Genomic DNA, 20,476 nt, shown 5'->3' with positions numbered 1-20,476 from the left:
ATGCCATGTGGGCGGATAGTGGGGCGCATGAGTCGATGGAACCGGTGCGCTCCACGCTGCGGAAGTTGGCAACCCTTGGCAACCCGCTTCGGACGAACCGAACTCGACGTAGTGGTGGAGGCTATTAACCTGGGGGTGTGTTCGGTCGCTCGCAGGTCTTCGTTCCCGGAACCATGGATGCGGTCGCTCGGGCGGCTTGCCGGCGTGCGGGAATGTCGGGGGACGCCCTCGAGTTCCTCCGCCTCGGGCAGAATATCTTGTACTACCTCCCGGAGGCGGGAAGCGTCGTTCGAGTGGCGCGGGATGCGAGTTACCGCGCGGATGCGGTCAAAGAAGTAGCTGTGGCGGGATGGCTGGCCGAGCATGGAGTGCCTGCGGCACGAGTGTTCGACATCGGAGAAGAACAGCCGCTCCTTGTCGAAGGGCATCCTGTTACGTTCTGGCATTTCGTGCCCGGTCGCGTCGCCACAGGACAGGAAGCATCAATCATTGGAGAGCTTCTTCGTAGGCTGCACCAGCTGCCTCTTCCCGAGGGGATCGAAATCCCGCAGTTCGATCCGCTGGATCGCGTGAGACACCGGATCGAACAGGCTCCCATACCTGAGCAGGACAAGAGGTTCTTGGCCGAAATCCAGGACAAGCTCGAACCGGCGCTCGAGCGGTTACCGTACGTCCTACCACTTGGGGTCAACCACGGTGACGCCCACATCAAGAACGTCATCGTCTCTTCGGACGGAACCGGAACATTGATCGACTTCGAGGCCGTCAATGCGGCGCACCATGAGTGGGATCTTGCGAAGACCGCCACCGAGGCGGCGATGGGGATGCTTCCCAAGGGTGCGTATGAACGGTTCGTCGCAGCGTATGGCTATGACCTGACCGATTGGGAGGGGTTTCCCACCGTCTGTTCGGTTGTACAATTGCGAATGGTTACTTGGCTTGCGCAGAACATCGGTTATTCGGACACGATTGCACGTGAGTACCGCAAGCGTATGCGGACCTTACGTCACGGACTTACCGAGAGCTGGAGCGGGTTCTAGTTTTGCAGTGCCTTTGTCCGGGTTGAGGGAAAAATCGGGGTGCTGCCTGATGAGGGTATGGGTGAACTCGGCCATGGTCGGATGCCCAGGCTCCGGAAGACTACGGGCAAACGTTCGCAGATAGTGCAAGTAGCGCTTCGATTTCAATCCTTTGCCGATACGAAGCGCTCCTGTGGCCAAATGCGCCGCTTCCTCCATCTCCCCATGCTGCAGCGCCGCATGGGCGTCGAGGAGTTTGATGAATACACGCGTCCTTCGGGGCGTTGTGGTCGTCAGTGCAGCTCGTGCAAATTCCCGAGCCCGCTTTTCCTCGCCGAGATCACGGAAGGCATGTGCGATATCACCCGATAGCTCAGCGGCATCGTAATAGGAAATCCAGGACGGTTCTTCGGGCGAAGAACAACCGAACAGTCGCTCGGCTTGATTGATGGCCTGAACTGTTCCCCGACCGTCGCGCAAGCCGGCCAGCGCTCTGGCCTCCATCATTACACACATCGTTTCGACCCTGGGCGCGCCGCATCCTCGGAGGGCCACTCGAGCGGCGCGCGCAGTGGTCAGTGCCTGACGAAAGTCACCGAGCGCATTGTATTGATGGGATAGATTGGCCAGGAGTCGCGCGCCCAGCGGTCGATCGGAAGCTTCGTCTGCAAGCCGGAGGCCCAGCGTAAAGTACCGTGCGGCGACGGCCTGCCGGCCAAGATCATAGGCCGACCATCCCAACAGCTGTGTTACCTCGGCCGCAGCTGCATAGACTGCCTGGCGCCGACTATCGGGGCGGTCGACACGTAGCTCAGGTATGACCTTCGGGGCTGCTGCATGCATAGGTGACCCGTGGTCTGCCCTATCGGTAGGGCAGGTGTGAACCGTCCTGGGTCTGGTGGAGACCGTGATCTCACCAGGAGAATGCCGGTATGGCTGCACCAAGGAAGTTCGATCCAGAGACCCGCGAGCGGGCTGTGAGGATGTATCACGACCACCTCGCCGAGCACGGCGGCGCGAAACTCGCCGCCCGCGAGCATGTAGGCGCGCTGCTCGACATCAACCAGGCAACGTTGCGCAACTGGATCGAGAAGGATAAGCCGATTGTCACCACACGGGGAACGACGACGGTGAGCGAACAGGACGCCGAACTGGCTGCGCTTCCAAGGAGAACGCCGAATTACGCAGGGCAAACGAGATTTTGAAGACCGCGTCGGCGTTTTTCGCAGCGGCGGAGGTCGACCGCCGACTGCGGTGATCGTCGACTACATCGACGCTCACAAGGGCCGGTTTGGGGTCGCCCCGATCTGCCGAGTGCTGACCGAGCACGGCGTGCAGATCGCCCCATCCACCTACTACGCCCGCAAACACGCGGGTCCGGTCTCGGCAACACAAATGGCCGAGGCGTACGACGCTCATACCGTCTACCAGGCGTTTCAGCGTAATCGCGGCGTGTACGGCGTTCGTAAACTGTGGCACACGATGCGCCGTGAGGGCCGGGTGATGGGCCGCGATCAGGTAGGCCGGCTCATGGAGATCTGCGGCATCACCGGAGTCGTGCGCGGCAAGCACCGCACAAGCACAACCCAGCGTGATGATCGCGCGCCGCGCCATCCTGATTTAGTGGATCGGCAGTGGTCGCTGCCGTCGCGTCCGGACCAGTGGTGGGTGGCGGATTTCACCTACTGCTGGACGCTGTCGGGATTCGTCTACACAGCGTTTCTGGTCGATGTGTACTCGCGACGGATCCTGGGTTGGCGGGTGATGACGAGCAAGACGACACCGCTGGTGACCAGCGCTCTCGAGCAGGCCCTGTTCACCCGAAGAAGGACCGACTTCTCCTTTACTGCAACAGGTTTGATTCATCACAGCGATGCGGGAAGTCAATACACCTCGTTCGCCTTCACCGAGGCGCTACGCGACTCCGGCCTGGCCGGCTCGATCGGCTCAGTTGGCGATGCCCTGGACAATGCGTTGATGGAATCGACGATCGGGTTGTACAAGAGCGAACTCATCGACCGCCAGCGATCCTGGACCGGACGAGCCGAGGTCGAACGCGAAACCGCCGCATGGGTGCATTGGTACAACACCGAACGGTTGCACTCGGCAATCGGCTACTGCCCGCCGGTCGAGTACGAGAACGCGCTACCGTGAGACCGTCGCCTCCGAAGCGGAGGTGGCCTAAACCAGGTCTCCATCCGACCCAGGACGGTTCAGTCCGTACTGGCACTCATTCAGGCCTCGCATAGGGATCTCGGGGCTCTTACACGACAGTCCGTGAGCGGGTTGCCGGATGCATGCGTTCGAATTCTCCTCTGTCGACTGGCTACTACTCGCCGCGCCCGATGACCCGGTACTGCTGAGCGCCGTGGCGGTCGCGTACGGCGATGCCGAGGTTGCGGAGTTCGTCTCGGGCGTCCTCGGCGGCGCCGGGACGCTTGTCGGCCAGCGCACGTTGCCGGGCTCGCAGGAGGTCGTGCGTGCGGGCATCCAGCAGCCCGCTGCCGTCGACCCAGGTGGCGAAGGCGTGGTCGTGGGGGTCTCGTGTTCCTTGCCAGGGGTAGTCGAAGCGTTCGAAGGCGTCGCGCAGCCTGTCGACGAGCACCTTGTCGGTATTGACGCGCAGCAGCTCGTTCGTGGCGCTGTCGGTGACGATAAGGTCGCGACCGTCGGTGAACACACCGCCGATGCGTTCACGAGCGACGTAGCGGTTGCTCCCGGCACGGTGCACCGTCACTCCCTCGGGAGTGGTTGTGATGGTGCCGTTCTCCTTCTGCCACTCTTTGGCGAACCAGAACCCGACACCGAGCCCAGCCAGAGTGAGTACCGGGATCGCCCAGACCAGGGGCAGGCCCGCAGCCAAGCGCAGCGGACCGGGTGCGTCACCGGCGAGCCCGAGCAGCCAGGTCACGAGCGGTCCGATGACGAAGGCGGCGCCGAAGCCGAGCAGTGCGCCTGCCGCGTGCATGCCGACGATCCATCGCCGTGGGATCGATACGTTGACGGTGTTCTCAGCCATTAGGTTCCTCCTGGCGGCCTTGCGGAGGGTTGAGGTAACCCAGCACGGTGCGGTGCAACTCGATATGTGGGGAGTGCCCTGGACGGGCGTTGAGATAGGTCGCATCGACGATGGCCTGCAACCAGGCCGCCGTCTCGGTGGCGTCCAGGTCCGGGTCGATGGCTCCCTCGGTGATCCCGCGAGAGATCAGCGCGGCCAGGCCCTCACGTAGGACGTTTGCGGTGCGCCCCACCACGGCGAGCAGCTCGGGGTCATCGCCAGCGCGGCGTAGCAGCTCGATCAGCATGCCCGAGGCCGACGGGTCGGCGGCGTCTCGGGCCAGGGCGTCGAGTACGTCCAAGATCGCCGTCACCGGGTCGGGCGCTTCGACATGACGGGCGATCAACGCCTCGGCGGCAGGCAGGTCACGCTCGAACACCGCCCGGAACAAGGAAGCCTTGTCCTCGAAGTAGTAGAAGACACTGGCCGGACTCGTGCCGACCGCTTTGGCGACCTCCGCGACGCTCGTGCGGTCATAGCCCTGAGCGGCGAACAGACGGCCAGCCTCCACGGCGATCTGCTCCCGCTTCTGCGCGATCCGCTCCGGATCAGCTCGTCTCGGCACCATTCTCCAATCATTACCTGATCAGTCAGTCAAAGAATACGATGGGGGCATGACTCAGGACAACCCACCTGCCGGCTGTGGGGTCCACGTCAAGCAACGCGGTGCCGGCGCAACGCCGCGCTCGCCGCCACGGCGGGCCGGTAGTCACATGCCCACCGCGGACTCACGGAGTCTGGTCAGGGGTCAGCGGGATCCTGGGTTGGCGGGTGATGACGAGCAAGACGACACCGCTGGTGACCAGCGCTCTCGAGCAGGCCCTGTTCACCCGAAGAAGGACCGACTTCTCCTTTACTGCAACAGGTTTGATTCATCACAGCGATGCGGGAAGCCAATACACCTCGTTCGCCTTCACCGAGGCGCTACGCGACTCCGGCCTGGCCGGCTCGATCGGCTCAGTTGGCGATGCCCTGGACAATGCGTTGATGGAATCGACGATCGGGTTGTACAAGAGCGAACTCATCGACCGCCAGCGATCCTGGACCGGACGAGCCGAGGTCGAACGCGAAACCGCCGCATGGGTGCATTGGTACAACACCGAACGGTTGCACTCGGCAATCGGCTACTGCCCGCCGGTCGAGTACGAGAACGCGCTACCGTGAGACCGTCGCCTCCGAAGCGGAGGTGGCCTAAACCAGGTCTCCATCCGACCCAGGACGGTTCAGGTGACCTGACCCCGCTGGTTCGGTCCGGGGTCAGGTCAACCTCACGTACCGGGATATCGTGCTGCCGTCACCTCGGAAAACGGGCCGAGCCGGGAACCAACCGGCCGGGCCCGGCTCGATGCCTGTGGTCATCCAGTGCCACGAGACATTGCCGAGGTTGCTTGTGTGGGCAGTCCGTCGACGAACGCGCGGAGCCCCTGGGAATACAGTGTTCCGTGCGGCCGGTACAGGCCATTGTTCTCCGATAGCGGCATATCGGCGGTGTCGTTTCCACACCGTCTGTCACTGCCCGAATACTTCCGGCGGATCTCGCCACGGCGCACCCGCGCGCAGCCGGTTTCCGAGGCCCCGGTTCCCACTAAGACGCGACAAAAGCCTCCACAGCCGGCCGTTGCGACCGGTGAGCCGGACGATGAACGGCGGTGCCCCGGTGCGTGGGGCCAGTCGATTTCGGCGAGTTCCGGACCGACGGTCAATAGCAGCATTGTGTCGACTTGCCCGGTCGTAGGTAAGCATGTCTGCACCGAAGCGCTGCTGAAGCACGCTGTGACACATATCGTGTGAGGTATGTGGCAGTACGCCCTGTGGGGGATCGCCGGTGCGGCGGCGCACTGCGGTGTCACCTATCCGGAGGTGAGCACCCGGGTCGAGGAGTGGTCCTGGCTCAAAAGCAACGGCGGCCCTGGCGGGGGTGTGTACTCGAGTTGGGTGATGGTCGACCCAGGTATCGCGGGCCCGACGACACGGGCGACTGCCTGCGGCGAGATCATCGACACCACGCTGCCATATTCGGCGCCGGGGTCGTGGAGTCCGCCTTGCTGAAAAAGCTCGCCTCCTACGCCGAAGCAGCACCCTTGGCGCCGAACCCGGGAGACGACGGTGGCTGAATTGTCATACCGGCGCCGGTTGTTGTCGCTGCTCGCCGGGGCTTGGCCCACCTTCCGACCACGGCGTCCTACAGAGCATGCTGCGATGTCTCCTGCCGCATCTGCTCAAAGTAAGGAGTATTCGTTCGTCCCGGTCCGTGGGATCGGGAACCGCGCGAACCTGTCCGGTACGAACTTGTCCGGCGCGGACCTGAGCGGCGCGGATCTGTCCGGTGCGAACCTGAGCGGCGCGAACCTGTTCGGTGCGGACCTGAGCGGCGCGGATCTGTCCGGTGCGAACCTGTTCGGCGCGAAACTGTTCGGTACGAGCCTGACCGATGCGAACCTGCATCGTGCGGATCTGAGCGGCGTGGATCTGACCGATGCGGATCTGACCGATGCAGACCTGTCCGGTACGGATCTGACCGGCGCGAAACTGCATCGTGCGGATCTGACCGGCGCGGACCTGACCGGCGCGAAACTGTTCGGCACGAGCCTGACCGATGTGAACCTGCACCGCGCGGACCTGACCAGCGCGATTCTGTCCTATACGCATACACAACTACCCGGCACGGACCTACCCGGCGCGGACCTGTCCGGTGCGGATCTGACCGGCGCGAAACTGGGTCGCGCGAATCTGCGCCACGCGAATTTGACCGGCGCGGACCTGACCGGTGCGGATCTCAGCGGCGCGGACCTGACCGGTACGGACCTGAGCGGCGCGGACCTGCCACCGATCCGGGAAATCCATGCGGTGGTGTGGTCGAGTGAAACCCGGTGGGGCAGGGACATCACAGAGATCCGGGTCCGGTCCATCAGGCGGGAGGGGGATTTCGTCTTGAATCCCACCACCGGACATCAGGCAGGTGCTCTGGGCGATCGATGAGGAGCCAAACCCCTGGGTGACCCATGCCAGGCACCGTTTCCGACCGCCGATAAGAACCCACCGTCGAGAAGCTGTCTCGATACCAAGGTTTCGACTTGCGTTCAAGTCGAATGGGGCAGACGGGGAGCGTCGCACATGTAGGTGACCATCCGGCCTGCCTCACCGGTGACCGACAGCCGGATAGGCCATGGAGTGGCTGTCACGGGCCTGTGTGAGGGCTACCGCTGTCCGGGTGGGCGGATGCGGGTGTACCAGTCGAGCAGATCGGGGTCGTCCACGGCGCTGCGTTCGACCACCCGGGCCGGGTCGGCACCCTGGAACAGGCGTTTGATCGGGACCTCGAGCTTTTTCCCGGTGCGAGTGTGCGGGATACCGGGGGCCACCAGGATTTCGTCCGGAACATGCCGGGGCGAGACCTCGGCGCGGATGACCTCGGCGATTCGCGTGCGCAGCTCGTCGGTGAGTTCCGCACCGGGAGCCAGGACGACGAACAGCGGCATCCAGTAGCCGCCGTCGGGTTGTTCGGAGCCGATCACCAGCGCTTCGGCGATTTCCGGGAGCTGTTCGACCGCCTGATAGATATCCGCGCTGCCCATCCGGACGCCGTGCCGGTTGAGGGTGGAATCGGAGCGGCCGTGCACCACCACACTGCCGCGTTCGGTGATGGTGATCCAGTCGCCGTGTCGCCAGACGCCGGGGTAGGTGTCGAAATAGGCGTCGTGGTAGCGCTTTCCGTCGGGGTCACGCCAGAAACCCACCGGCATCGAGGGCATGGGTGCGGTGACCACCAATTCTCCGACCTCGCCGCGCACCGGGCGGCCCTGCTCGTCGTAGGCGTCCAGCGCCACCCCGAGGTACGGGGCGGACAGTTCACCCGGCCAGACCGGGACGGTGCGCACGCCGCCGACGAACGCGGACACCACATCCGTGCCGCCGCTGATGGAGGCGACCGGGATATGTGCGCCCACCGTGTCGCGCAGCCACAGCGCCGAGGTCGGGGGGAGGGACGATCCGGTGATGCCGATGAGTTTCAGCGCCGACAGGTCGTGTTCGGTTCCCGGTACGGCGCCTGCCTTCATACAGCCCAACACATAACCGGGGCTGGTGCCCAGGACCGTCGCGCGCACTCGGGCGGCAAGCCGCCACAGGGCGTCGGGGGTCGGATGAGCGGGGCTGCCGTCGTAGCAGACGATGGTGGCGCCCACCAGCAGGCCGGCCACCTGGAAGTTCCACATCATCCAGCTGGGGCTGGTGTACCAGAAGAAGGTGTCGTCGGGGCCGATATCCGATTGCAGGGCAATGGCTTTCAGATGTTCCAGGACGATACCGCCGTGGCCGTGCACGATGCCCTTGGGGAGGCCGGTGGTGCCGGAGGAGAAGACGATCCACAGGGGGTGGGAGAAATCCACCGGTTCGATGTCGAGCGCGGGTGTTTCGGTGGATTCGGTGACGTCCGACCAGGTCGAGGAATCGGGGACGGTGTTTCGACCGGACAGGCGAGGTACCACGACGGTGGCGCGCAGTGTATCCAGTCCGGTGCGCAGGGCGGCGATATCGTCGCTCTTGTCGTGGGTTCGTCCACCGTAACGGTAGCCGTCGGCGGTGATCAGCACGACCGGCTCGAGTTGGCCGAGTCGATCCAGGGCCGCCTTGGCCGAATAGTCCTGGCCGCAGGCGCTCCAGATAGCGCCGATCGCGGCGGTGGCGAGGAAGGCGATCACCGATTCCGGGATATTCGGCAGGTAGCCGACCACCCGGTCGCCGGGTTTCACCCCGAGTTCGCGCAGGGTGTGGGCGAGGGCGGCGGTACGGTCGAGCAGCTCCTGCCAGGAGAGTTCGCGGATCTCGTCGCTGCCCTCGGTGGCCTGCACGATGGCGGGGCGGTCGGTGCGTTGGCGTCGCGCCACCTGCTCCACATAATTCACTCGGGTGCCGGGAAACCATTGGGCACCGGGCATTTCCGTGCCGGTGAGCACTTCGCCCGCGATATCGCCGAGTTCGAAATAGTCCCAGACCGCGCGCCAGAAGGCGGGAAGATCGGTTGTCGACCATTGCCACAGGGACCGATAGTCCGGTAGGGACTCACCTGTTCGCTTCTCCACGAAACGCGCGAAATCGGTGATTCGCGCTTCGGTGATGTCCTGCTCGGTGGGCACCCACTGTGGTTCCACTGTGGTCTCCTGGGTTTGTCGCTCGGTATTCGATCGCACCGTTTCCGTCGGCGCGGGCCGGGTGTGCCGACCGTCGAGAGGCGGGTTCGTGGGGTCTTGTCCTCGTCGTGGTGGGTCAGGTGTTCGGCGTGTGGTCGTTCCTTTCGGCGGAGCCGGCGGCTCGGCGGACGATGTGTTCGGCGTGACGCAGCAGGGGAGCGTCGACCATTCGGCCCTCGTAGGCGAAGACGCCCCGATGGTTCGGGGCCTCGGCCAATACCCCGCGGGCCCAGGCGATCTCCTCCGGGGTGGGGGCGTAGGCGGCGCGGATAACCGGGATCTGGGCGGGGTGGATGGCGACCTTGGCATCGAAACCGACCGCGACCGCGTCCTCGGTTTCGGCGCGCAACCCGTCGAGATCGCGGATGTCCAGGAACACCATGTCCAGGGCGAGGCGGCCGTGGGCCTTGGCGGCCAACAGACCGGTGGTGCGCAGTTGTCGGGCGATATCGCGGTAGCCGCCGTCGGGTTTCCGACTCGATGTGCCGCCGAGCGCGGCGACCAGGTCTTCCGCGCCGGCCATGACCGCGACGGTGTTGTCCACGTGCGCGATCCGTTCGAAGGCCAACGCGCCGGCCGGGGTTTCGACCAGGGCGACCACCCGGTAGCCGGTGAGGGAACGCACCTGTTCGGCCGTTTCGGTTTTCGGCAGCATGAGCAGCCGGTAGTCGGTGTTCCGCAGTGTCGCCAGATCGAGTTCGTGGTCGGGGGTGCCGACCGGGTTGATCCGCACCACGGTGGTGGCCGGGTCGAGCGGGGTCGCGATCAGGGCCTCGCGGGCGGCGGGTTTATCGGCCGCGGCGACACCGTCTTCCAGGTCGAGGATCACCACATCGGCCGCCGTGGCGGCCTTGGCGTACCGTTCGGGGCGGTCGGCCGGGCAGAACAGCCAGGCCGGACCGGGGGAGACCCAGTCGTCGGTCATGACTCGTTCCCGGTGGGACGCAGTCGGACCATGGCATTGCGGATGGCGACGGCGACCACGGTGCCGTGCTGGTTGCGGCCGGTGTGGCGGAAGGTGACGATGCCGGTGCCGGGGCGGCTCTTGGACTCGCGTTTGGCCAGTACCACGGTTTCGGCGTAGAGGGTGTCGCCGTGGAACATCGGGGCGGGGAACTTCACCTGTTCGAAGCCGAGGTTGGCGACCGTGGTGCCCTGGGTCAGGTGCGCCACCGACAGACCCACCAGCACCCCGAGGGTGAACAGCGAGTTCATCAGGCGATCGTTGAACGGTTCCCGGGCCTCGCTGTAGGCCCGGTCGACGTGCAGTCCCTGTGGGTTCATCGACAGCGTGCTGAACAGCACATTGTCGGCCTCTGTCATGGTGCGGCCCGGTCGGTGCTCGTACACCACGCCGGTTTCCAGTTCCTCGAACCACTTACCGGTCTGCACCACCCGGCGCATACCGGTGGTGTCGAATTCCGCGTCCGCGGAGAAACCCGCGTCCTTCTCGTTCGTGCTCACAGCCCCAGCTCCCGTCCGATCAGCATCAACTGCACTTCCGTGGTTCCCTCGCCGATTTCGAGGATTTTGCTGTCCCGATAGTGCCTGGCCACCGGGTATTCGTTCATGAAGCCGTAGCCGCCGAAGATCTGGGTGGCGTCGCGGGCATTGTCCATGGCGGCCTCGCTCGCCACCAGTTTGGCGATCGCCGCCTGTTTCTTGAACGGTTTCCCGGCCAGCATGAGCGCGGCGGCGTCGTAGTAGGCGGTGCGGGCGGTGTGGGCGCGGGCCTCCATCCGGGCGATCTTGAAGGCAATGGATTGGTTGCTGCCGATCGCCTTGCCGAATGCCTCGCGCTCGCCCGCATAGCGGACACTTTCGTCGACACATCCCTGCGCCGCGCCTGTGGCCAGCGCGGCGATGGCGATACGGCCCTCGTCCAGGATGCGCAGGAAGTTGGCGTAGCCGCGGCCGCGTTCGCCGAGCAGGTTCTCCCGGGGCACCCGCACGTCGGTGAAGGTGAGCGGATGGGTGTCGGAGGCGTTCCAACCGACCTTGTCGTAGGCGGGTTCTGCGGTGAAACCGGGGGTGTCGGTGGGCACCAGGATGGTGGAGATCTCCTTCTTGCCGTCCCGCTGTCCGGTCACCGCGGTCACCGTCACCAGGGCGGTGATATCGGTGCCGGAGTTGGTGATGAACTGTTTGCTGCCGTTGATCACCCAATGGTCGCCGTCGGTGACGGCGGTGGTGCGGGTGCCGCCGGCGTCGCTGCCCGCGCCCGGTTCGGTGAGGCCGAAGGCGGCCAGATTGCGTCCGGTGGCCAGCCGCGGCAGCCATTCCTCCTTCTGGGCGTCGGTGCCGAACCGGTAGATCGGCATGGCGCCCAATGAAACCCCGGCCTCCAGGGTGATGGCCACACTCTGGTCCACCTTGCCGAGTTCCTCCAGGGCCAGGCACAGGGCGAAATAGTCACCGCCCATACCGCCGTACTCCTCGGGGAAAGGCAGCCCGAACAACCCCATTTCGGCCATGCCCGCGACCACTTCATAGGGGAAACTGTGCTCGGCATCGTGTTTCGCCGCGACGGGGGCCACGACCTTATCGGCGAATTCCCGGACGGTCAGCGCCAGATCGCGATAGTGGTCGGGCAGGGTGCCGGTGGACAGGAAATCGGTCACCGTAATGCTCACTTCCTGGTCGGGGATGCGCTGTCGGGGTGTTGCGAGGAGCGCGGGACCTCGCTCGGGGCGGTCGGTCCCGATGATGGGGACGGGTCGGTGGGGCTTGTGGAAGGTGTTGTCGCACCGTTGTTTTCGGACGGTTGCGCAGATGGTTCGGAACCGCTCGTCGCGGTCTCGTGACCCGATGGGGCCGGGTGTATCCGGGCCAGCACCTCGTCGAGTCGGACCTGGGCGCCGGGGGCGACCAGGATCTCGACGGTGCCCGTCAGGGGAGCGGTGAGGGAGTGTTCCATCTTCATCGCCTCCACCACGAGGATCGGGGTGCCGGCGGTGACGGTGCTGCCGGATACGGCGCCGACCGAGATAACCGATCCCGGCATGGGGCTGCGGATTTCGGCGTCCTGGGTGGTGGGGCCGCCGCCGCGCACCGGCTCCTCGGCGAGTTCCCGCAGTACCGAGATCCCGGACGGGCCGGACAGCCACAGGGCGTCGTCGTGTTCGACGACGCGGTAGTCGTGTCGGATACCGGCGAGAGTCATGGTGAGGATGCCCGGCCGACCGGTTTCGGCCGCGACCGATACGGGTTCGCCCTCACCGAGCCACAGTTCGGCAGCTTCTGGGATGCCGCGCAGGTACACGTGTTCCACCCGATCTCCGCCGGCGAGGCGAATGGGGATCGGTGCGGGTTCGCCGAGTCGCCATCCCGACGGCACGGTCCACGGGTCGGACGGTGCGTCGGGCCAACGGCGCAGCCAGTGATATACGGCCGCCGCGGCGAAGGCGTCGTCGGGGACCGGCGCGGGCCGGAAATCGGCGGCCCGGGTGTCCAGCAGCGCCGTGTCGAGCCGGCCGGCGACCACATCCGGATCGGCCAACAGGAAACGCAGGAAATCGATATTGGTGGGGACGCCGAGCAGGATGGTGTCGGCCAGCGCACGATCCAGATTCGCCAGGGCGGTGCGGCGATTGGGTCCGTGGGCGATGATCTTCGCCACCATGGGGTCGTAGTCGCTGCCGACCACGCTGCCCACCTCGATACCGGAGTCCACCCGGACGGCCGGGCCGGTGGGTTCGGCCAGGTCGAGCACGGTGCCGCCGGTTGGTAGGAAACCGCGGCCGGGGTCCTCGGCGTAGACGCGGGCCTCCACGGCATGGCCGGTGAGTTGGATATCGTCCTGCGTCGCCCCGATTCGTTGGCCGGCGGCGATGCGGATCTGGCACTCCACCAGATCCACCCCGGTGACCAGTTCGGTGACCGGGTGCTCCACCTGTAGTCGAGTGTTCATCTCCATGAAGAAGAACTCGTCGGGACGGTCGGCGGAGACGATGAACTCCACGGTGCCGGCTCCCACATAGTCGACGCTGTGGGCGGTGGCGCAGGCGGCCGCGCCGATCCGTTCCCGGGTCGCGGGATCCAGTAGTGCCGAGGGCGCTTCTTCGATCACCTTCTGATGCCGGCGTTGCAGACTGCATTCGCGTTCGCCCAAGTGCAGGACGGTGCCGTGGGTGTCGGCGAGGATCTGCACCTCGATATGGCGGGGTCGGGTGACGAAACGCTCCAAGAACAGGGTGTCGTCGCCGAAGGCGGCGGCCGCCTCCCGTCGGGCGCCGACCAGCGCGTCGGGTAGTTGCGCGGGGTCGGTGACCAGGCGCATTCCCTTGCCACCGCCGCCGGCCGACGGTTTCACCAGAATGGGGTAGCCGATCTCGGCGGCCGCCTCGATCAGGGCCGCGTCGGTGAGACCTGGTTCGGCGATTCCCGGAACCACCGGGACACCGGATGCCGCGACGGTGGTCTTGGCGGTGATCTTGTCGCCCATCACCTCGATCGCCCGGACGGGTGGGCCGAGAAAAACGATTTCCGCCTCGGCCAGCGCCGCGGCGAAAGCGGCGTTCTCGGAGAGGAACCCGTATCCGGGGTGCACCGCCTGGGCGCCGGTGCGACGGGCGGCGGCCACCACCTTGGCGATATCCAGATAGCTTTCCCGGGCCGGGGCCGGTCCGAGGCGCACGGCCGTATCGGCTTCGCGCACATGCCGGGCGCCCGCGTCGGCATCGCTGTACACCGCCACCGACCGCAGGCCCATGGTGCGCAGAGTGCGGATGACCCGCACCGCTATCTCACCCCGATTGGCCACCAGCACGGTATCGAACGGCAGGGGATCGCCACTGTGCATCATCATCGCCATCACATCCGGAAGACGCCGTAGGAGACCGGTTCCAAGGGAGCCTGTGCGCACACCGACAAGGCCAGCCCCAACACCATTCGCGTATCGGCGGGATCGATCACGCCGTCGTCCCAGATCCGGGCCGTCGAATAGTAGGGGTTGCCCTGGTGCTCGTATTGCTGTCGGATGGGTTCCTTGAACGCCTCCCGATCGGCATCGCTCCACGGCCGACCGGAGCTGTCGAGTTGATCACCGCGCACCGTGGCCAGTACCGAGGCCGCCTGCTCGCCGCCCATCACCGAGATACGGGCATTCGGCCACATCCACAGAAAACGCGGCGAGTATGCCCGTCCACACATCGAATAGTTGCCCGCGCCGTAGGAGCCGCCGATCACCACGGTCAGTTTCGGCACCCGCGCGCACGCCACCGCGGTGACCATCTTGGCACCGTGTTTGGCGATACCCGAGGCCTCGTAGTCGCGGCCCACCATGAATCCGGTGATGTTCTGCAGGAACAGCAGCGGGATCTGCCGTTTGTCGCACAGTTCGACGAAATGTGCGCCCTTCAGGGCGGATTCGCCGAACAACACACCGTTGTTGGCCACGATGCCCACCGGGTGGCCGTGGATACGGGCGAATCCGGTGACCAGGGTGGTGCCGTATTCGGCCTTGAACTCGTGGAAACCGGGTTCGCCCGGCGGACCGCCGTCCACGATGCGGGTGATGACCTCGCGAACGTCATAGGGGGTGCGCAGATCCACCGGCACCACATCGTAGAGCTCCTCGGTGGGGGCGGCCGGTTCGCGCGGGGGTAATACCTCCCATGGGGCGGACGGTCGCGGACCGAGGGTGGACACGATCCGGCGCACGATCCGCAGTGCGTCCCGGTCGTCCTCGGCCAGATGGTCGGTGACCCCGGAGGTGCGGGAGTGCAGTAGGCCGCCGCCCAGTTCCTCGGCGGTCACCACCTCGCCGGTCGCCGCCTTCACCAGCGGCGGGCCGCCGAGGAAGATGGTGCCCTGATCGCGCACGATCACCGCTTCGTCGCTCATGGCCGGGACGTAGGCACCGCCCGCGGTGCACGACCCCATGACTGCCGCGATCTGCGCGATGCCCTGGGCGCTCATGGTGGCCTGGTTGTAGAAGATGCGGCCGAAATGCTCTCGGTCGGGGAACACCTCGTCCTGCCGGGGCAGGAAGGCGCCGCCGGAGTCCACCAGGTACACGCACGGCAGTCGGTTGTGCAGCGCCACTTCCTGGGCGCGCAGATGCTTCTTGACCGTGACGGGGTAGTAGGTGCCGCCCTTGACGGTGGCGTCGTTGGCCACGATGACGCACTCGCGGCCGGAAACCCGCCCGATACCGGTGATGATGCCCGCGCCGGGGCATTCGTCGTCGTACATCCCGCCGGCGGCCAACGGGGACAGTTCCAGGAACGGGCTGCCGGGGTCGAGTAGCTGGTCCACGCGTTGCCGGGGCAGTAGTTTGCCGCGGGCGAGGTGGCGTTGCCGGGCCTTCTCCGGTCCACCGCGGGCGGTTCGGGCGAGCCGTTCGCGCAGGTCGGCCACCAGCGCCGCATGCGCGGCCCGGTTGGCGGTGGAACCGTTCGGCGCGGGGGCCACGGTATCGACCGTACGGGATCCGGAGATCGTCACCATCGCGTCCTGCCATCCAGTTAGTCGCTGATAACTGGAATTGAGGTTAATCTTGGTTAACCGAGATGTCCAGGGTCGGTGGAAGGAGAGTTCCGGTGACCGATACCGAGGCCGCGCCGCCCACCCGCCGCGAGCAGCAGAAGGCCCAGCGGCGACAGCAGTTGCTCGTCGCCGGCGCCCGGCTGATCGCCGAACGCGGTTTCCTCGGTATGCGGCTCGACGATCTGGGCGCCGCCGTCGGTATCAGCGGGCCGGCGGTATACCGGCATTTCCCGAACAAGGAAGCGCTGCTGGTGGAACTGCTGGTCGGGGTGAGCCGGCGGTTGCTCGACGGCGGTGTGGCGGTGGTTTCGCGGGCCGCCACGCCGGAAGAAGCGCTGACCGGGCTGGTCGATTTCCACCTCGACTTCGCCCTCGGTGAGCCGGAACTCATCAGCATCCAGGACCGCGACCTCGAGAACGTGCCCCTCGCGGCCCGCCGGGAAATCCGCCGCACCCAGCGCCGCTACGTGGAGTTGTGGGTCTCGGTGTTGCGCGATCTGCGCCCCGGGCTCGCCGAGAGCACCGCCCGAGTGCAGGTCCACGCCGTATTCGGTCTGCTCAACTCCACCCCGTACAGCGCCCGGTCGATCCCGGAGGACACCCGCCCCATCCTGCGCGAAATGGCGCTACTGGCACTGATGTCGTCGCAGACGCGGTCGTCCCACTCACCGCGGCGCTGATACCGAACGTTCCCGGTGTCCGGACACCGCAGGTTTTCGGAAGTGGCGCGCCGAGCGGTATTCGATGATGACGGGGTGACGACGAGATCGAATGCATATGGTCCGGCTCCGCTGCGTCATGCTAGGAGGAGCACGCCATGTTGAGGGCCGCGGTGCTGATCGTGATCGGTCTGCTGTTCGTCGGCATGGGCGTCTACGCTCTGGTCGCACCGGCGCGGCTCGTGGCTCCGTTCCGGTTGCGGGTCGCCACACCGGAGAGTCGATCCGAGATTCGCGCCGTCTACGGCGGCTTCGGTTCGGCCATGGCCGTGACCTTGTGGTGGGCGGCCACGGCCACCGGCGGTCCCCACACCGGTGCGGTGGTGGCGGTGGGTGCGGCGTTGGCCGGGATGGCGGTGGGGCGGGTGATCTCGCGGATATTCGACTCCGCGACCCCGTTCTATCCGCTGAGCTTCTATCTGGTGGTGGAGACGGTCGGCGCGGCCGCGCTGTGGGCCGTCGCATGATCCGCCGCGCGTTCGCGTCTCAGGTCGGTGACGACTCGGCCGCCCGTTTCCGGAGCACGGCATCGTGCCGGTCGATATCGACCAGGTCGAAACCGCGGGTTTCCCGGGCGAACCGGATCGCGAGCGCCGTGACGGCCGAGGCCGCCGCCAGATACCAGGCGATCGGCACCGCGGAAGCGAAGACATCGAGCAGCTTCACCGCGATGATGGGGGCCAGTGACCCGGCCACGATCGAGGTCACCTGGTAGCCCACCGACACACCCGAATACCGCATCCGGGTGGGGAACATCTCCGCCATGATGGCCGGTTGCGGCGCGTACATGAGCGCATGGCAGATCAGACCGATGGTAATCGCGGCCAGGATCACCGCGCTGCTACCGGTGTCCATCATGGGGAAGGCGTAGAAGCCCCAGCCGGCGGTCGCGAGCGTGCCCACCAGATACACCGGTCTCCGCCCGATCCGGTCGGAGAGGCTCCCCACCAGTGGAATCGCCACGAAATGCACCGCGTGCGCCACCAGCAGCCAGCGCAGGATGGCGGAGGTGTCCATATCGAGCTGCACCTTCAGATAGGTGATGCTGAAGGTGACCACCAGGTAGTACATGATGTTCTCGCCGAAGCGCAGCCCCATGGCGGTGAGTACGCCGCGCGGATAGCTCCGGATCACCTCGAGCACGCTGAACGATGCGGCCCGCACTTCCTCGGCCTGCTGTTGCGCGGTGACGAAGATCGGCGCGTCGGTGACCTTGGTGCGCACGTAGTAGCCGATCAACACCACCACCGCGGACAGCCAGAACGCCACCCGCCAGCCCCAGGACAGGAACGCGTCCTCGGTCAGGGTCGCGGTCAGGACCAGCAACACCACCGTGGCGAGCAGATTGCCGCCCGGTACCCCTGCCTGCGGCCAGCTCGCCCAAAATCCCCGGCTGCGGATCGGGCTGTGCTCGGCCACCAGCAGCACCGCGCCGCCCCACTCCCCGCCCACCGCGAATCCCTGTAGGAAGCGCAGGAGCACCAACAGCACCGGGGCTGCGTAACCGACCTGGTTGTAGGTGGGCAGACACCCCATGAGGAAGGTGGCGCTGCCCACCAGTAGCAGGCTGAACTGGAGCAGCTTCTTGCGTCCGTACTTGTCCCCGAAGTGCCCGAACACCACCCCGCCCAATGGGCGGGCGGCGAAACCGACCGCATAGGTGAGGAAGGCGCCCAGGATGGCGTCGAGCTCGCTGGTGTCGTCCGGGAAGAAGATCTTGCCGAACACCAGGGTCGCGGCGGTGCCGTAGAGAAAGAACTCGTACCACTCCACCACGGTGCCCGCCATGGATGCCGCGACCACTCGCCGCAACCCGTTCGGGGCCCGCTCGGCTTCCTTCTCGGTCCGGAGCGGTTCGTCCCGCACGCTCATCCGCTTACTCCCTCATCGAACAACCGACGGCCATCGAGCCGACCGCCACAGTGAGTATCGGACCGCGGGCGCGGTTTTTCCTCGCGAATCGGGGAACCTCCCGGTCGGTGGACTCGGTAGGTGCTGTCCGGTTCACTCGCCCGATATGCCCGACATGGGGCGTCCGAGCAGGTCGGAAGCCACAGCCTGGACATAGGGGGCGAGGTCTTGCGCCGTGGCCTCCGACAGGGCGGGGCTCTGCACGACCGAACGCATGATGCCCAGGCCCACCATCCAGGCGCTCGGCAGCTCTGCCCGCAGTGGCGCATCCGTGCCCTCCGCCAGGTCTTCCAGTGCTCGCACGTAGGTGTCGCAGACCTCGCGATGCATGCGCTCGCGGGCATCGGTGTGGGCCGAGGAGCGCAATATCGCGACCAGGAGATGTTCCCCGCCATAGGGGGTCCAATCGGTGAAGATCACCGAGCGCACCATGCGGGCGACCAATTCCTGTGCCGGTCCGTCCGTCAGGTCGTGTGGGATATCGGCGACGGCCTCGTCGAAGAGCCCTTTCTTCGAGCCGAAGTAACGGAAGATCAAGGTGGCGTCCACGCCGACGTCCCGCTCGCCGCTCCTGACCGCGCTTCCCGGCCGGGTGTCGACGCGCATATGCGGGCTTTCGGGCATGTCCTTGCGGCCGACGGTGATCGACTCCATGTCCGACCGCTTCGCCCGCCTGAACGGCGACATGATCAATTCCTCGCGCGTCGGCCGGAACTTCGGCCGCGTCCCGGCGGCTTCCGGCGGCACCGCCTCTAGGCTGTCGTTATGGCTTCTCTCTCCGACCCCCGGGTGCGCGAGTTCCTGACGCACGGCACGCGAACGGCCAAGGTGGCCTTCGTGGCGAGCGACGGGCGTCCGGTGGTCGCACCCGTGTGGTTCATCCTCGAGGGGGACGAGTTGGTGTTCAACACCGGCAAATCGACCGGGAAGGGCAAGGCGCTGATGCGGGACGGACGGATCGCGCTGTCGGTCGATTTGGAGGAGCCACCGTATGCGGCGGTTCTGATCCAGGGCACCGCGACCCTGTCCGAGGACCCGGACGAACTGCTGCGCACCGCCACCGCGATCGGCGGGCGGTATATGGGCGCCGACCGCGCCGAGGAGTTCGGTCGGCGCAATGGGGTGCCCGGAGAACTGGTGGTGCGTGTGCGGCCGACGAAGGTGACCGCCTTCTTCAGCGCCGTCTGACGCCGCCCGTCCCGGAGGGCGTGTCGAGGATCGGTCGGTGGGGATGCCCCCGTGGGGTCGCGGGGCGGGCATACACTCCGGGCATGACCGTGCACTTCATAGGGGCCGGCCCGGGCGCCGCCGATCTGTTGACCGTGCGCGCGGTCGAGCTGTTGCGCGAGTGTCCGGTATGTCTGTATCCGGGGACCTATCTGGATCCCGCGGTGCTGGCGCACTGCGCGCCCGACGCGGAGCTGATCGACACCCAGCGACTGGACCTGGATCAGATCACCGAACAGCTGGTGCGCGCACATGCGGCGGGACGGGATGTGGCGCGGTTGTGCTCGGGTGACCCCTCGCTGTACTCGGCGCTCACCGAGCAGACCCGGCGACTGGACGCCCACGGCATCCCCTGGGACGTCACCCCCGGCGTCCCGGCCTATGCCGCGGCGGCCGCCCTGCTCGGCGCCGAGTTGACCGTTCCCGAGGTCGTGCAGTCGGTGGTGCTCACCCGGACATGGGCGCGGTCGACCGCCATGCCGGACTCCGAGACCCTGGCGGAATTCGCCCGAACCCGCGCCACCCTGGTTCTGCACCTGGCGATAACCCGCACCCGAGAGCTGGCCGCGGAACTGGCCGGACACTACGGCCCGGACTGTCCGGTCGCTGTCGTGTACCGGGCGAGCCAACCCGATCAAGCGGTGCTGCGCGGCACTTTCGCCGATATCGCCGACCGGGTCGAGGCCGCGGGGCTGCGCCGGGCGGCGGTGATCCTGGTCGGGTGGGCGCTCGCGCCGGGGGCCGACTGCGCGCAGTCGCACCTCTACGATCCGCGGCGCGAGCGCGGGTCGCTCGAGGTGTGATCTATCCGACCCTCGGCTCCGGGGTCCGGGGTGGGTACGTCATCGCGCTTCCCCTGCGCGA

Annotated in this window: 18 protein-coding genes, 2 pseudogenes and 1 other annotated feature; of the genes and pseudogenes, 9 read left to right on the top strand and 11 right to left on the bottom strand. The window is 66.3% G+C overall.

Annotation, left to right across the window (positions count from 1 at the left end; translation table 11 throughout):
- Window positions 1–137 precede the first annotated feature (137 nt).
- Window positions 138–1,040, top strand: coding sequence for a phosphotransferase enzyme family protein (locus tag ON32_RS20775; protein ID WP_040792659.1), 903 nt, complete (start codon window positions 138–140; stop codon window positions 1,038–1,040).
- On the opposite strand, the gene ON32_RS29040 is transcribed toward ON32_RS20775, so the two are convergent.
- Complete coding sequence (locus ON32_RS29040) at window positions 1,002–1,862, bottom strand: NsdA family TPR-like regulatory protein (protein WP_157224269.1); 861 nt, start codon at window positions 1,860–1,862, stop codon at window positions 1,002–1,004. The two genes, ON32_RS20775 and ON32_RS29040, sit on opposite strands and share 39 nt — an antisense overlap.
- Before the next feature lie 89 nt (window positions 1,863–1,951).
- Here ON32_RS29040 and ON32_RS20765 point away from each other — a divergent pair.
- Window positions 1,952–3,204: pseudogene (locus tag ON32_RS20765) on the top strand (IS3 family transposase).
- Window positions 2,235–2,366: a sequence feature (AL1L pseudoknot), on the top strand. (Overlaps the previous pseudogene by 132 nt.)
- Window positions 3,205–3,348: 144 nt before the next feature.
- Here ON32_RS20765 and ON32_RS20760 read toward each other — a convergent pair.
- Window positions 3,349–4,038 carry a YqeB family protein gene (locus tag ON32_RS20760; RefSeq protein WP_006901567.1) on the bottom strand — a complete coding sequence of 230 codons (690 nt, stop codon included), beginning with the start codon at window positions 4,036–4,038 and terminating at the stop codon, window positions 3,349–3,351.
- The gene (locus ON32_RS20755) at window positions 4,031–4,645 is read right to left on the bottom strand and encodes a TetR/AcrR family transcriptional regulator (protein WP_006901568.1); all 615 of its coding nucleotides are present in this window, start codon (window positions 4,643–4,645) and stop codon (window positions 4,031–4,033) included. Before ON32_RS20755 ends, ON32_RS20760 begins: the two co-directional genes overlap by 8 nt.
- Window positions 4,646–4,833: 188 nt before the next feature.
- On the opposite strand from ON32_RS20755, the pseudogene ON32_RS20750 reads away from it, so the two are divergent.
- The 3 genes and pseudogenes from ON32_RS20750 to ON32_RS29675 form a co-directional block, all read left to right on the top strand.
- Window positions 4,834–5,241 (top strand): annotated as a pseudogene (locus ON32_RS20750) (transposase); the annotation flags it as partial.
- Window positions 5,242–5,871: 630 nt separating this feature from the next.
- Entirely contained in the window at window positions 5,872–6,126 is a 255-nt protein-coding gene (locus ON32_RS20745; protein ID WP_040792658.1) for a hypothetical protein, read from the top strand.
- Between the two features lie 240 nt (window positions 6,127–6,366).
- Complete coding sequence (locus ON32_RS29675) at window positions 6,367–7,056, top strand: pentapeptide repeat-containing protein (RefSeq protein WP_051133519.1); 690 nt, start codon at window positions 6,367–6,369, stop codon at window positions 7,054–7,056.
- Between the two features lie 218 nt (window positions 7,057–7,274).
- On the opposite strand, the gene ON32_RS20735 is transcribed toward ON32_RS29675, so the two are convergent.
- The 6 genes from ON32_RS20735 to ON32_RS20710 form a co-directional block, all read right to left on the bottom strand.
- Window positions 7,275–9,227 carry an acetoacetate--CoA ligase gene (locus ON32_RS20735; RefSeq protein ID WP_040792657.1) on the bottom strand — a complete coding sequence of 651 codons (1,953 nt, stop codon included), beginning with the start codon at window positions 9,225–9,227 and terminating at the stop codon, window positions 7,275–7,277.
- A 115-nt stretch (window positions 9,228–9,342) separates the two neighbouring features.
- The gene (locus tag ON32_RS20730) at window positions 9,343–10,191 is read right to left on the bottom strand and encodes an HpcH/HpaI aldolase/citrate lyase family protein (RefSeq protein WP_051133518.1); all 849 of its coding nucleotides are present in this window, start codon (window positions 10,189–10,191) and stop codon (window positions 9,343–9,345) included.
- Window positions 10,188–10,670 (bottom strand): MaoC family dehydratase, encoded by a 483-nt coding sequence (locus tag ON32_RS20725; protein ID WP_040792774.1) that lies wholly within the window; start codon window positions 10,668–10,670, stop codon window positions 10,188–10,190. The genes ON32_RS20730 and ON32_RS20725 overlap by 4 nt, the downstream gene beginning before the upstream one ends.
- 56 nt (window positions 10,671–10,726) lie before the next feature.
- Window positions 10,727–11,887: an acyl-CoA dehydrogenase family protein gene (locus tag ON32_RS20720; protein ID WP_040792656.1), complete on the bottom strand. Its 1,161-nt coding sequence runs from the start codon at window positions 11,885–11,887 to the stop codon at window positions 10,727–10,729.
- An 8-nt stretch (window positions 11,888–11,895) separates the two neighbouring features.
- The gene (locus ON32_RS20715; RefSeq protein ID WP_083874700.1) at window positions 11,896–14,070 is read right to left on the bottom strand and encodes an acetyl-CoA carboxylase biotin carboxylase subunit; all 2,175 of its coding nucleotides are present in this window, start codon (window positions 14,068–14,070) and stop codon (window positions 11,896–11,898) included.
- 8 nt (window positions 14,071–14,078) lie between these two features.
- Entirely contained in the window at window positions 14,079–15,680 is a 1,602-nt protein-coding gene (locus ON32_RS20710; protein WP_040792772.1) for a carboxyl transferase domain-containing protein, read from the bottom strand.
- A gap of 98 nt (window positions 15,681–15,778) precedes the next feature.
- Here ON32_RS20710 and ON32_RS20705 point away from each other — a divergent pair, with 98 nt between their 5' ends.
- Window positions 15,779–16,435 (top strand): SACE_7040 family transcriptional regulator, encoded by a 657-nt coding sequence (locus ON32_RS20705; protein WP_051133517.1) that lies wholly within the window; start codon window positions 15,779–15,781, stop codon window positions 16,433–16,435.
- Window positions 16,436–16,572: 137 nt separating this feature from the next.
- On the top strand, window positions 16,573–16,941 hold the full coding sequence (locus tag ON32_RS20700; RefSeq protein ID WP_040792655.1) for a DUF4345 domain-containing protein: 369 nt from the start codon (window positions 16,573–16,575) through the stop codon (window positions 16,939–16,941).
- 19 nt (window positions 16,942–16,960) lie between these two features.
- On the opposite strand, the gene ON32_RS20695 is transcribed toward ON32_RS20700, so the two are convergent.
- Together ON32_RS20695 and ON32_RS20690 are read right to left on the bottom strand one after the other, a co-directional pair.
- Complete coding sequence (locus ON32_RS20695; protein WP_051133516.1) at window positions 16,961–18,346, bottom strand: MFS transporter; 1,386 nt, start codon at window positions 18,344–18,346, stop codon at window positions 16,961–16,963.
- 132 nt (window positions 18,347–18,478) lie between these two features.
- Window positions 18,479–19,132, bottom strand: coding sequence for a TetR/AcrR family transcriptional regulator (locus ON32_RS20690; RefSeq protein WP_051133515.1), 654 nt, complete (start codon window positions 19,130–19,132; stop codon window positions 18,479–18,481).
- An 18-nt stretch (window positions 19,133–19,150) separates the two neighbouring features.
- Here ON32_RS20690 and ON32_RS20685 point away from each other — a divergent pair, with 18 nt between their 5' ends.
- Window positions 19,151–19,573, top strand: coding sequence for a PPOX class F420-dependent oxidoreductase (locus ON32_RS20685; RefSeq protein WP_040792654.1), 423 nt, complete (start codon window positions 19,151–19,153; stop codon window positions 19,571–19,573).
- A gap of 83 nt (window positions 19,574–19,656) precedes the next feature.
- On the top strand, window positions 19,657–20,415 hold the full coding sequence (gene cobM / locus ON32_RS20680) for a precorrin-4 C(11)-methyltransferase (protein WP_040792653.1): 759 nt from the start codon (window positions 19,657–19,659) through the stop codon (window positions 20,413–20,415).
- Window positions 20,416–20,476: the final 61 nt, after the last annotated feature.

It is taken from the genome of Nocardia paucivorans NBRC 100373 (genome assembly GCF_000308675.1).
Lineage (GTDB): Bacteria > Actinomycetota > Actinomycetes > Mycobacteriales > Mycobacteriaceae > Nocardia > Nocardia paucivorans.
Note: the sequence above shows the minus strand (reverse complement) of the source record. Positions and strands in the feature narration are given on the sequence as shown.